Source organism: Microbacterium sp. UCD-TDU (genome assembly GCF_000340625.1).
Taxonomy (GTDB): domain Bacteria; phylum Actinomycetota; class Actinomycetes; order Actinomycetales; family Microbacteriaceae; genus Microbacterium; species Microbacterium maritypicum.
In genome coordinates this window covers 122,804-135,216 of sequence record NZ_AOSO01000005.1, presented here as the reverse complement: position 1 = coordinate 135,216, position 12,413 = coordinate 122,804, and the positions used below count along the sequence as shown (strand labels likewise).

13 protein-coding genes are annotated in these 12,413 nt (G+C 69.4%); 4 read left to right on the top strand and 9 right to left on the bottom strand.

All coding sequences use genetic code 11. The features are described 5' to 3' along the window. Positions 1-28 precede the first annotated feature (28 nt). The 7 genes from D514_RS20630 to D514_RS20600 all read right to left on the bottom strand — a co-directional run bounded on the left by D514_RS20630 (position 29) and on the right by D514_RS20600 (position 6,120). On the bottom strand, positions 29-664 hold the full coding sequence (locus D514_RS20630; RefSeq protein ID WP_017828160.1) for a response regulator transcription factor: 636 nt from the start codon (positions 662-664) through the stop codon (positions 29-31). After that, a complete protein-coding gene (locus D514_RS20625; RefSeq protein ID WP_017828159.1) occupies positions 661-1,839 on the bottom strand; it encodes a sensor histidine kinase in 1,179 nt (392 codons plus the stop codon). The genes D514_RS20630 and D514_RS20625 overlap by 4 nt, the downstream gene beginning before the upstream one ends. Positions 1,840-1,900: 61 nt before the next feature. After that, on the bottom strand, positions 1,901-2,692 hold the full coding sequence (locus D514_RS20620) for a class I SAM-dependent methyltransferase (protein WP_017828158.1): 792 nt from the start codon (positions 2,690-2,692) through the stop codon (positions 1,901-1,903). Positions 2,693-2,718: 26 nt separating this feature from the next. Further along, positions 2,719-3,873, bottom strand: a complete 1,155-nt coding sequence (locus tag D514_RS20615) for an AMP-binding protein (protein WP_017828157.1) — start codon at positions 3,871-3,873, stop codon at positions 2,719-2,721. A gap of 13 nt (positions 3,874-3,886) precedes the next feature. Next, entirely contained in the window at positions 3,887-4,807 is a 921-nt protein-coding gene (locus D514_RS20610) for a 1,4-dihydroxy-2-naphthoyl-CoA synthase (protein WP_017828156.1), read from the bottom strand. Between the two features lie 10 nt (positions 4,808-4,817). After that, the gene (locus tag D514_RS20605; RefSeq protein WP_017828155.1) at positions 4,818-5,786 is read right to left on the bottom strand and encodes a permease prefix domain 1-containing protein; all 969 of its coding nucleotides are present in this window, start codon (positions 5,784-5,786) and stop codon (positions 4,818-4,820) included. A 1-nt stretch (position 5,787) separates the two neighbouring features. Then, complete coding sequence (locus D514_RS20600) at positions 5,788-6,120, bottom strand: PadR family transcriptional regulator (protein WP_017828154.1); 333 nt, start codon at positions 6,118-6,120, stop codon at positions 5,788-5,790. A gap of 91 nt (positions 6,121-6,211) precedes the next feature. Between D514_RS20600 and D514_RS20595 the strand changes: the two genes are divergently transcribed. The 3 genes from D514_RS20595 to D514_RS20585 all read left to right on the top strand — a co-directional run bounded on the left by D514_RS20595 (position 6,212) and on the right by D514_RS20585 (position 9,519). Next, positions 6,212-7,231 (top strand): GNAT family N-acetyltransferase, encoded by a 1,020-nt coding sequence (locus tag D514_RS20595; protein ID WP_017828153.1) that lies wholly within the window; start codon positions 6,212-6,214, stop codon positions 7,229-7,231. 166 nt (positions 7,232-7,397) lie between these two features. Beyond that, positions 7,398-8,534, top strand: a complete 1,137-nt coding sequence (locus tag D514_RS20590) for a Fic family protein (protein WP_017828152.1) — start codon at positions 7,398-7,400, stop codon at positions 8,532-8,534. A gap of 1 nt (position 8,535) precedes the next feature. Further along, the gene (locus tag D514_RS20585) at positions 8,536-9,519 is read left to right on the top strand and encodes an o-succinylbenzoate synthase (protein ID WP_017828151.1); all 984 of its coding nucleotides are present in this window, start codon (positions 8,536-8,538) and stop codon (positions 9,517-9,519) included. A 33-nt stretch (positions 9,520-9,552) separates the two neighbouring features. Here the strand turns inward: D514_RS20585 and D514_RS20580 are convergent, their stop codons facing one another. Further along, positions 9,553-10,173: a helix-turn-helix domain-containing protein gene (locus D514_RS20580; protein ID WP_017828150.1), complete on the bottom strand. Its 621-nt coding sequence runs from the start codon at positions 10,171-10,173 to the stop codon at positions 9,553-9,555. Between the two features lie 84 nt (positions 10,174-10,257). Here D514_RS20580 and D514_RS20575 point away from each other — a divergent pair, with 84 nt between their 5' ends. Next, positions 10,258-11,676: an MFS transporter gene (locus D514_RS20575; RefSeq protein WP_186004800.1), complete on the top strand. Its 1,419-nt coding sequence runs from the start codon at positions 10,258-10,260 to the stop codon at positions 11,674-11,676. On the opposite strand, the gene D514_RS20570 is transcribed toward D514_RS20575, so the two are convergent. Beyond that, positions 11,663-12,286 carry a TetR/AcrR family transcriptional regulator gene (locus D514_RS20570; protein ID WP_017828148.1) on the bottom strand — a complete coding sequence of 208 codons (624 nt, stop codon included), beginning with the start codon at positions 12,284-12,286 and terminating at the stop codon, positions 11,663-11,665. The two genes, D514_RS20575 and D514_RS20570, sit on opposite strands and share 14 nt — an antisense overlap. Positions 12,287-12,413 lie beyond the last annotated feature (127 nt).

Below are 12,413 nucleotides of genomic sequence, written 5' to 3'. Positions count from 1 at the left end.
TGCGGGGCCCGCCGGAGCGCGCGGGGGATCAGGCGAGGCCGTGCTCGAAGGCGAAGACCACCAGCTGCACGCGATCGCGCAGCGCGAGTTTGCTGAGAATGCGACTGATATGCGTCTTCACGGTCGCCTCGCTCAGATACTCGCGAGCGGCGATCTCGGAGTTCGAGAGCCCGCGGGCGGCGAGCGCGAAGATCTCCCGCTCACGGTCCGTGAGCTCGGTGTACTGCGCGGGCACGGGCTTGGGCGCCTCGGCGAAGTGCTCGAACAGGTCGCGTGTCGCCGAGGCGGCGATCACACTCGATCCCGAGTGCACGGTGCGGATCGCGGCGAGCAGGAACTCGGGGTCGGCGTCCTTGAGGAGGAAGCCGCTCGCCCCCTGACGGATGGCCCGCGCCGCCGCCTCATCGAGGTCGAACGTGGTGAGCATGACGATGCGCGGCGGCTCCGGACGTGCCAGGATCTCGGCGGTCGCGGTGAGCCCGTCCATGACCGGCATCCGGATGTCCATCAGCACCACGTCCGGCCGGGTCATGCGGACGACGTCGAGCGCCTCCTTCCCGTCGCCGGCTTCCCCCACCACTTCGAGGTCGGGCTGGGAGGCGACGAGCATCCGGATGCCGGCACGGAAGAGCGCCTGGTCGTCGACGAGCACGACTCTGATCATTCGGAGACTCCGATCGGGAGCGTGGCGTGGACGACGAACTGTGTCCCTCGGCGCTCGGCTTGCAGACTACCGCCGACGAGCTGCGCGCGTTCACGCATGCCGATGACTCCGTGTCCGCCCGGCGCGACTGTCGCCTCGCCTGCGACCGTGTTGCGCACGTCGACGTCGACACGATCCGGCAGCCAGGCGAGGTTCACGTCGACCGCGCCGTCGCCGTGTCGGATCGCGTTCGTGAGGGCTTCCTGCAGGATGCGGTAGACCGCGAGCTGGATGGCGGCGGGCGGCTCCCCCGGCGGCGTCGGATCGACCGTGACCCGCGGTTCGATACCCGCCTGCCGCACCTGCGCGAACAGCGCTTCGAGATCGGCGAGCGTCGGCTGCGGACCGTCGCCCTGCCGGTGCCGCAGCTGCGTGAGGAGCATCCGCACGTCGCTCAGAGCGCCGCGTGCCGTCTGGGCGATGGTCCCGAGTGCCTCGGTCGCGACCTCGGGTTTCACGGCGGCGGCGTATCGGGCGCCGTCGGCCTGCGCGATCACGACCGCCAGCGAGTGCGCGACGACGTCGTGCATGTCGCGCGCGATGCGCACGCGCTCCTGCTCCTCCGCGGCGAGCGCCTCCGCCTGCAGCTGGGCCGACCTGGTGCGGCGAGCGCGCAGCACCACACGCCACAGCAGTCCGCACACCCAGGCGAAACCGAGCGCCATGACCGAGATGACGAGGAGGAGCGTGCCCGCGGTGACCTTCTCCCAGCCGGATCCGGTTCCGAAGGCGACACCGTTGACGATGATCATGAAGATGGCCGCGACGAACCCTCCGAACAACGCGGATCCGAAGCCCCACCAGAGCACGCGGCGCGTGCCCCACGCGGAGGTGGCGTAGAGCACGAGCAGGATCGCGAAGTTCACCGGGAGCGGCCCGAAGCCGGACAGCATCTGCAGTACGGCACCGGCCCACGCCGCGGCGAGAGCCCACCCCGGGGCGAGCCGGCCGATCGCGACGCCACCGCACATCAGCACGCTCGCGATGAAGACGCCCACGACCGCGAACCCCCCGATCGCGTCGTTGCCCGTCCCCGGCCCGTAGAACACGAGCGAGGTCGGCACGAGTACGAGGAACAGCAGCGCCGCCCCGACGATGTCGAGGATCAGCGCGGTGCGGGAGAGCGGGCGGATCACTCCCCCACGCTACGCGAGGGCCTGGCCGCGGGCATCCGTCGCGGGATGTATCTCCGCCGCGTCAGGCCCGGGCGATGATCTCGCCGTGCGGCACCAGGTACCACCCGTCGCCGTCATCGGCCCAGCGCTTCCAAGCGTCGCTGATCTCGTGCAGATCGGCCCGCGTCGCCATGTCGCTGTCGACGAGCTGCCGCGCGAGCGCCGACTCGAGGATGCGGTCGGCCCACATGCCACCCCACCAAGCCCGCTCGGCGGGAGACGCGTAGCACCACGTGGATGCCGTCGCGGTGACGTCCGTGAAGCCCGCCGCGCGCGCCCACGACAGCAGCCGGCGTCCGGCATCCGGCTCCCCGCCGTTGGCCCGCGCCGCCGCACGGTACAGGGCGAGCCAGCGATCGAGCTCCGGCAGTTCCGGGAAGCAGACGAAGCCCGCGTAGTCCGCGTCTCGCGCCGCGACGATCCCCCCGGGAACGGCGACGCGGCGCATCTCGCGCAGGGCCGTCACCGGGTCGCCGACGTGCTGGAGCACCTGGTGCGCGTGCACGACATCGAACGAGTCGTCGGGAAAGCTCAGCGCGTGCACGTCCTCGATCGAGAACGAGAGGTTGGTGAGGCCTCGCTCGGCCACGAGCCCCTGCGAGAGCGACAGGGCGCTCTCATCGATCTCGGTGGCCGTGACGTGGGCGACGATGCCGGCGAAGTCGGCCGTGATGCTGCCGGGCCCCGCGCCCACGTCGAGAAGACGAGTCGTGGGGGTGAGATGAGGGCGAAGGTACTCGGCGGAGTTCGCGATGTCGCGCACGTTGTGCGAGCGGAGGACGGATTCGTGATGTCCATGCGTGTACGAGGCCATGCGGCCCAGTCTGGCAGAGCGTGCGCTCAGCGCAGGTCGGCGACCATGCGACGGATGGCCTCGCGGTCGGGCTTGCCCGAGGAGAGCATCTCGATCTCGTCCACCATGATCAGCCGGACGGGACGGGCGTGTCTGCCGAGTTCGTCCTCGACGGCGTCGCGAGCGTGCGCGAGCTGCTCCGACTCGCTGCGGCGGAGCACCTCGCCCCGAGCCGCGACGATCACGGACGCCTCGCCCCAGCGCTCATCCTCCACACCGACGACCACGGCCTCATGAAGGCCCGCGATCCGCCGGACGATCCGCTCCACCCGATCGAGGGAGATGTTGATCCCCCCGGACACGATCACGTTGTCGGCGCGGCCGTGCACACGGACGACACCGTCTTCGACGAGGCCGAGATCGCCCGTGCGGTACCAGCGGATGCCGTGCTCATCGCGCACGAACGTGCGGGCGGTCAGCGACCCGTCGCCGAGATACCCTTCGGCGAGCATGGGACCGGCGATGCGCAGCTCCCCGTCGACCGTTCGCACGCCGACCGTGTCGAGGGGCACGCCGTCGTAGACGCATCCTCCGCTGGTCTCGGTCGAACCGTAGGTGCGCACCAGCCGCACGCCGAGGTCGGCCGCCCGTTCCCGCAGCGGCTCCGGGAGGGACTGGCCGCCCACCAGGATCGCCCGATAGGCCTGCAGCGCCGCCCGCACGGCGGTGTCATCCGCCGCGTCGAGCAGGGTCGCGACCTGAGCGGGGACGAGAGAGGTGTACAGGTCGGGGATCCCCGCGCTCGACGCCGGCCGCAGCATCTCGAGAGTCGCCTCGGCGAACGACACCGGCGAGAACCGGCCCTCTATCCGCGCCGGTCGCGTGTCGGCGAGGATCGACCGCACCAGCACCTGAAGCCCCGCGACATAGCCGGCCGGCAGCGCGAGAAGCCAGCGTCCGCTGCCGATGCGCGCCGCCGTGGCCTCGGCACTCGCCCGCAGGGCCTCCCCGCTCAGGGCGACCCGCTTCGGGATGCCGCTCGATCCCGACGTGGCGATCACGGCGGCGAGGCCGTCCGCCACGTTCTCCGGGGCGCCGTCCACCATCCCGAGCCCCAGAGCAGGGCCCCCGTCGAGCGCACGCCGCAGGGCTTCCCGCAGCAGAACCGGATCTTCGGCATCCGTGGGGATCAGGGCGGTCATGCGGGTCTCCGACTCAGTAGTGCCAGGGGAAGGAGGACCAGTCGGGGTCGCGCTTCTCGAGGAACGAGTCGCGACCCTCGACGGCCTCGTCGGTGCCGTAGGCGAGACGGGTGGCCTCTCCCGCGAAGACCTGCTGACCGACCAGCCCGTCGTCGACGGCATTGAAGGCGAACTTCAGCATGCGGATCGCCGTCGGCGACTTGGTCAGCACCGTGCGCGCCATCTTCAGCGCCTCGCGCTCGAGCTCGGCGTGCGGCACCACGCGGTTCACCGCCCCCATCTCGTACGCACGCTGGGCGGAGTACTCCTCCGCGAGGAAGAACACCTCGCGGGCGAACTTCTGCCCCGTCTGGCGAGCCATGTAGGCGGAGCCGTAGCCGGCGTCGAAGCTGCCCACGTCGGCGTCCGTCTGCTTGAAACGCGCCTCTTCTGCGGAGGCGATCGTGAGGTCGCAGACCACGTGCAGGGAGTGTCCGCCGCCGGCCGCCCATCCGGGCACGACCGCGATGACGACCTTCGGCATGAAGCGGATGAGCCGCTGCACCTCGAGGATGTGCAGGCGGCCGACGGCGGCACGGCCCGCGCCGTCGACGATCGCGGTCTCCGTGTCGGAGTACTTGTAGCCGTCGCGACCGCGGATGCGCTGGTCACCGCCCGAGCAGAACGCCCAGCCGCCATCCTTCGGGCTCGGGCCGTTGCCCGTGAGCAGCACCGCACCGATGTGCGCATCCTGACGAGCGATGTCGAGCGCGCGGTAGAGCTCATCCACGGTGTGCGGACGGAACGCGTTGCGCACCTCGGGCCTGTTGAACGCGATGCGTGCGACTCCGCCGTCGCGTGAGACGTGCGCGGTGATGTCGGTGTAGTCCTCAGCACCGGGCGCGAGCACCCATTCGGCCGGGTCGAAGAGGTCGGAGACGAATGCGGTGGTCACGGCATCCAGCCTATTCCTCGCGCCCGCGGCGAGCGCGCCAGGCCTTCACCCAGCCGTCGATGATGGTCCAGGTCTGGACGGCGATGATGCCGACTCCGGTGATCACCGCGAGGATGCGCAACGTGTCGGCGTCCACCCCGTTGTCGGCGAACACAAACTGCACGAACTCCGGGTTCAGCAGCTCGTCCCGCACGAGAAGTGTCACCGCCCAGGTGGCGAACGCGATCGAGAGCGCCGTGTTGACGACGGCGAGACCGACCGTCCACCGGCGTCGGCGGTACACGGCGACCGCCAGGACGGCGTCGGCGAGCATGATGGCGATGAGCACGGTCATCCCCCACGGCCAGAGCCCGGGGTTCAGGATCGGGATCGGATCGCCGCCGGTCGGGAAGAACCCGCGGGTCGCATCCCACACCACCGCGGCGATGCCGATGCCGAGGAGGACGAGAGTGGCGATCATGTCGCTGCGCGCGGCGCCGTTCTCGGTCGGCACGGGCAGCTGATCGACGTCCCACTCCTCCCCCGCGTCGGCACCGGTGCGCTCGAGCACGACGAACACCAGCGTCACCCAGAAGCACATGTGAACGACGACCGAGAGGGTGACGGCGACGATCGCACCGATCACGTCTCCGACCGGTGCCCCCTCGATCAACTTCGCGATCGCGACACCGACGGCGGCGCAGGCCGGAACGATGATGAGCAGCAGCTTGAGCAGCCGCCACCAGGTCAGGTAGTAGCGGGGGCCGATGAGGTGCAGCGGGCGATCCGCATACCCGGCGGCCAGGATCCCGGGGTCGCCGAGATCGGTGAGGACCGCGCGCTCGGCGGCCTCCGGCGCCTCACCCTGCTCGACTCGCGCCTCGACCGCATCGGTGATGGAGGCTTCGAGCTCGGCGCGGACATCGTCCTGCGCATCCGGTCGAAGACTGCGGATCGTGGCGCTGATGTACCGCTCGGTGAGCGTGGCGGTGGTGGTCATGTCAGTTCTCCTCTGCAGTGAGGGACGCGATCGCCGTGGTGAGCGATCGCCACTCGTCGGTGAGGGTGTCCGCGAGGCGGACGCCGGCGTCCGAGGTGCGGTAGAACTTGCGCGGCCTCGCCTCCTCGGTGTTCCACTCGCTCGTGAGGTACTCCTGCTTCTCCAGGCGGCGCAGCAGCGGATACAGGGTGTTCGCATCCGTCGCGAAGCCGCGCTTCTCGAGCTGGTCGAGCAGCGAATAGCCGTAGCCCGGCGTGCGCAGCAGCTGCAGGCAGGCCAGCACCACGGTGCCGCGCCGCAGCTCCTGCAGATGCGTGTCGAGCGTCTCGTTCATGCAGCCCACATTACTGTGCGTCACACGCTATTGTCCAGCGTACGTTTGGGACAGTCCCGGACGGACGGGAAGGGGGAAGTAGCGTGGAGTCATGACGCTCGAGATCACGCGCATCGACCCGTTCGACGCCGCGGAGGTGGACGCCTGGTGGGATGCCTATGCAGCCGCCGAACGTGCCGACCGCGGAGCCGACATCCCGGTCTGGTCCCGCGAGGAGACGCGCAACGCGATGCAGCAGCAGTCCCGGACCCTCGAGCGACGCCCCCTCCTGCTGCGCGACGGCGGCACCGTCGTCGGCGCAGCGGGCCTCGCACTCCCTCTCAAGGACAACACACACGTCGCGCACCTCGCCGTCCATGTGCCGCCGGCGCATCGACGACGCGGAGTCGGCAGCACCGCCCTGGACTTCCTCGAGGCAGAAGCCGCCGAGGCCGGACGCACCACCGCGCAGGGCGACACCTCGTGGCCGTACGAGCTCGGATCCGACGGCAAGGGCGCACCCGGTCGCGAGTTCGCCCGCCGCCACGGCTACGCGCTCGCGCTCGGGGACGTGCAGAACCGGCTCGCACTCCCGCTCGACCTCGAGGTGCTCGACCGGATCGACGCCGACATCGCTGCGGCGACCAGGGGCTACTCGGTCCGGAGCTGGATCGGACCGGTGCCGGATGACGTCGTCGAAGGCTGGGCGATCCTCGACGCCTCGATCGATACCGAAGCCCCCAGCGGCGATCTCGACATCGCACCCGCGAAGCCCGATGTGGAGAGCATCCGCGAGCAGGAGGAGCTCCTCGTCCGGCAGAACCGTCTTCCGATCGGCACCGTCGCGCTGACGCCGGAGGGCCAGGTCGCCGCCTACACCCAGCTCGTCGTGTCGGGCGACGACGGCAATGCGTACCAATGGGGCACGCTCGTGCGCCGGGCCGACCGTGGACACCGCCTCGGCACGGCAGTGAAGATCGCGAACCTCCGCCTGCTGCAGCACCGAGCTCCTCACGCACCTGCCGTCTACACGTACAACGCGGAATCGAACGCACACATGCTCGCCGTGAACACGCTGCTCGGATTCGTTCCCACCGAGCGGATGGGCGAGCTGCAGAAACACCTGGCCTGACGTGCAGCGGTCGCAGGCCTCTCGCGCAAGAAGGCCTGCGCTGCAGGCGCAAATTCCTAAAGAGGAGAAACTCGTCAGATCCCACCTGAATCAAGGTTCTTGACCGCAACTTCGGCAATAAGTCTGACACAATCAAAGAAGTTCGCAGTGGATCGGAGGAGCATCGATGAACAACCTCTATCGACTCCCGCAGCCCGCATTCGATTCCGACCTCGTGCCGCTCCTCTTCGAAGTGGAGCGGCTCCGCGCCGACATCGGCACCGGAACGACTCACCGTGAGATCGTCACTGAACTGCATCTCCTCTTCGACACGGTGATGAGTGTGATCTCCGCGCGCATCGAAGGCAATCACACAACCGTGTACGAAGCCGTCGAGACCATCGGCGCGGCAGAAGCGCGATCATTCGATGATCATCTCAGCGAGATCTCCAACATCGTCGAGGCAGTGCGATACCTCGACACCCTCGATCCTTCCCTTCCGCTCACACATGGGCTCGTTCGAGATCTGCACGCACGCACCGTCGACGGGCTCATCAGAGAAGGGGATCCCACCCCGGGGGCCTACCGGGAGCAAGATGTGGCGATCTCCGGTTCGGGCCACGTGCCTCCATCCTGGGTCACGGTGCACGCCGAGATCTCAGACCTGCTCGCCTTCGCCAACCATGACCGTCCGATGCACGAGCAGATAATGCAGATCGCGCTCGCGCATCACCGCTTCGTCTGGATTCACCCGTTCCGCAATGGCAACGGACGCGTATCCCGGCTCTTCACATACGCGATGCTCCGCAAGACGGTATTCGCCACGCGCGGCTACAGCGCACTGAATCCGGCCGCGGTCTTCGGCAACGATCGGTCGGCCTACATCGCGGCCCTCGAATCCGCCGATGCGCTGGATGACGAGGGAACCGTCTCGTGGATCACCTTCTTCGCACGCGGCATCCGCGACGACCTCGCCCGACTCGTCCAGCTACAAGACCATGAGTTCGTCGAGGCCGCGCTCGTCGGCCCGGCGCTGGCGCAGCTGACGCGGGACGGGATCCTCAGCCGCGCCGACGAGACGGTGCTACGCGCGGTTCTCGCGGCCGGCGTCGTGAAGGCCGGCGATCTCGAATCGGTGATCCCCGGCACCGCCTCCCAACGCTCCCGGGTCATCCGCGCACTCCTCGATCGCGGGCTGCTCCGCCAGGCGCAAGACGGTCCCCGCTTCTATCAGCTCTCACTGAGCAGAGGGCCACTCGCTTCACGCCTCATCCGCCGCCTCAACGAACTGGGGCATCTCCCCAAGATCCTGGAGAACGATTGACATGATCCCGCCGCTCTCAGACCTGCTCGATTCGGCCAGGGTCGTCGCCCTCCCGATGCACAGTCGCTTCCGCGGCGTCGACGTGCGGGAGGCCCTGCTCTTCGAGGGACCGAAGGGGTGGGCGGAGTTCTCACCGTTCGCGGAGTACGACGATGCGGAGGCAGCCACATGGCTCGCGGCCGCCATCGACTTCGCCTGGCGCGAGCAGCCCGAGCCGCTGCGAGATCGGATCGGCGTGAACGCCACGGTGCCCGCGATCGAGGCGTCGCGCGTGCCCGAGCTGCTCGCGCGATTCCCCGGATGCCGCACGGCGAAGGTCAAGGTCGCCGAGCCGGGGCAGACCCTCTCCGACGACGTGGCGCGCGTTCGCGCCGTGCGCGAGACGATGGGCCCTGAGGGCCGCATCAGGATCGACGCGAACGGAGCCTGGAACGTCGACGAGGCCGAGCACGCCGTGCACGCGCTGGGCGAGTACGACCTGGAATACGTGGAGCAGCCCTGCGCGACGGTGCCCGAGTTGGCGGATCTCCGTCGGCGCGTGAAGTACATGGGCATCCCGGTCGCCGCCGACGAGAGCGTGCGCAAGTCGTCCGATCCGCTCGCGGTCGCCCGTGCCGGCGCGGCCGACCTGCTCGTGATCAAGGCACAGCCCCTCGGCGGCATCACTCACGCGCTGCAGATCGTCACCGCCGCGGGGCTCCCCGTCGTGGTCTCGAGCGCCCTCGACACCGCGATCGGCCTGTCTCAAGGAGCCGCCCTCGCTGCGGCCCTCCCGACACTCGACTACGACTGCGGGCTCGGCACGGCATCACTGTTCCTCGACGACGTGGCCGACCTGCGCCCGGTCGACGGCTCGATCCCGGTCGGCCGAGTGACACCCGATGCGGAGGCACTCAGTCGTCTCGCCGCATCGGACGAACGACGCGAATGGTGGCTCGCGCGCCTCGCCCGCTGCCACTATGAGCTCTCGACCGCCGCACACTGAGGCCGACTGCCGCGGCGTGGCCCCCTTCGCACGTCACTGCGGAGGCCCGCCGAGCACCTCGGCGAGGTGGCGCGTCGCAAGGTCGGTGCTGCGCGGACCGTGGCCGCCTTCCGCGCCGAAGATCGTGAGGATCTCGGCGTCGTGCTCCCCATCGGCGCCGAACCAGTGCGGCGTGCGCGTATCGAACTCCGCGACCTCCCCCGCCTCGAGCACGATGTCGCGGTCACCAACGATGAGCCGGATGCGGCCGGTGAGCACGTACATCCATGACGACCCCTCATGCGAGGTGAGCTTCGGCTCCGAGGCCTCGGAAGGCACGATGATCTTCCACGCGTGCCTCTCACCCGGCTGGCGCGTGAGCGCCACCACAGTGCGCCCGTTGACGCGCCGCGGACGCAGCCGCACCCGCGGGTCGCCGGTCTCGGGAGCGCCCACGAGGTCATCGAGCGACACCCGGTACATGCGCGCGAGCGGCAGGAGCAGCTCCAGGCTCGCGCGCCGCTGACCCGTCTCCAGGCGCGAGAGAGTGCTCTTCGAGATTCCCGTGGCCGAGGCGACCTCGGCGAGTGTCGCTCCTCGTCGAAGGCGCAGCGCCTGGAGCCTCGGACCGATCTGCTCCAGCGTCGCGTCGATGACCGCCTCGTGTTCGTCCATGGCCTCATCCCATCACCGCCATCCCGCTTTCGGCAACCTGAGTTGCTGTTCAGCGATGGCGCGATCGATGCTGAGGACATGACCGTGGCCACGACTTCCCCCCTTCGCTCAGGCACGGCCGGGCTCGCTCTCAGCGTTCTGGTCGCGTCCCTCGGCACCAGCGCCGCCAACATGGCGCTCCCCACGATCGCCCGAGACCTGGACGGCACCTTCTCCCAGACACAGTGGGTGGCGCTCGCGTACCTGCTGGCGATGACAGCGACCAGCCTCACGGTGGGATACCTGGGCGACCTCCTCGGGCGAAGACGCATCCTGGGGATCGGCGTCGTCATCTTCACCCTCGCCGCCGTGCTCTGCGCGCTCGCTCCGACGCTGGGGGTGCTGATCGGCGCCCGCGCTCTGCAGGGCGTCGGCGCTGCCGTGATGATGGCACTCCCTCTCGCCCGCGCCCGCGACGTGGTCGCGCCGGAGCGCCTGGGGCGCGTCATGGGTCTGCTGGGGACGACGGCCGCCGTGGGCACCGCCTCCGGTCCCGCGCTCGGCGGCCTCCTGATCACGGTGGCGGGGTGGCCGACGATCTTCGCAGCCATGGCGCCGCTCGGCGTGCTGGTCGCGGTTCTGACCGGCATGACCGATCGCGATACGTCCGCGGCGAGCGGGCCCCGACGCGGGTTCGACATCGGCGGCGTGCTGCTGCTGACGGCGGCCGTCACCTTCTACACGCTCGGCGTGACCTCGCCCGGTGCCGACGAATCCTGGCCGACGATGCCGCTCCTCGGCGGCGCGATCGTCACTGCCGCTCTGTTCACCCTCCGGGAGGCCCGCGCTTCCTCTGCGCTCCTGCCGCCGGCTCTGCTCCGCACTCGCGACGTCTCGATCGGGGCGGTGCTCAACCTGATCGTGGGCACCGTCATGATGAGCACTCTCGTGGTCGGCCCCTTCTTCCTCGCGGGAGGGCTGCACCTCGCTCCGGCCGCGATCGGGGCGACCATGGCCGCGGGACCACTCGCCTCCATCTGCACCGGTGTGATCGCCGGCCGCGCGGTCGACCGGTTCGGCACGCGGCTCATGACCACAGCGGGGCTCTCGGCGATGGTCGTCGGAGCCCTCGCGCTCGCGTTGCTGCCCTCCTGGTGGGGGCTCATCGGCTACATCACGGGCACTGTGCTGCTCGCCCCCGGGTACCAGCTGTTCCTGGCGGCGAACAACACCGGAGTCCTGAGTGCGACGCCGACAGAGCACCGCGGCGTCACATCAGGATTGCTCGGCCTGTCCCGCAACCTCGGGCTCGTCACCGGCGCCTCCGTGCTCGCGGCGCTCTTCGCCGCAGCCTCCGGCGCAGCAGAGATCGCGACAGCGTCTCCGGAGGCGCTCACCGCAGCACTGAAGGTGACGTTCCTCGTGACGGCTGCGCTCCTGGCCGGTGCCGCACTGCTCTCCCTCGCAGCGAGTCGTCACACCGCGAGGGCTCGGGGAACGGCGACGCCGACTACGGCTCGATGAGCAGCTGCACCAGGCGGCCGAGCTCCTCGCCACCGGAGTGCCGAAGCTGCGCGTCATCCTGGCCGGCCATCGCTCCTCGCACGGTCATGCCCTCCCAGATGATCATGAGCATGCGCGCGGCGATCTCGGCGGGGAGCCGCAGCCGCAGCAGGCCTGCCGAGATGATGTCGTCGACGATGTGCGCGATGCTCGAGACCATCTCGCGCTCTTGCGCGAGATACGCCTCGCCGAACCTCGCGTCGCGCAGGGCGCGGATGCGGATCTCGCTGAGCAGCATGACGCCGAGGCGGTCGTCTCCGCCGAGCTCCATGATCTGCTGCACGAGATCGATCGGATCGCATCCCTCGACCAGGGCACCGGCGGCGGTCAGCTCCTCGACACGGGTGCGCACCGCGTTCACCCGCACCTCGGAGACGCTGGCGGCGAGCATGAGGAACAGCTCGTCCTTGGACTCGAAGTTCGAATAGAACGCGCCGCGGGTGAAGCCGGCTCGCTCACAGACCGCTTCGACCGAGGCTCCGTCGAGCCCGACCTCGGCGAAGACCTGCGCCGCCGCTTCGAGCAGACGGGCACGCGTGTTCTCACGGCTGCGGGTTGCGGGTGTCGACATCGAAACCTCCTGACCCTTCACTCTCGCATGATTCACACCCCGCACACAGGCTTGGCCGGGCGGGTCACCTTACGATACATCTATGTATCGGATACACCTGTGTATCCACCCCGCACCCCTCGGAGGA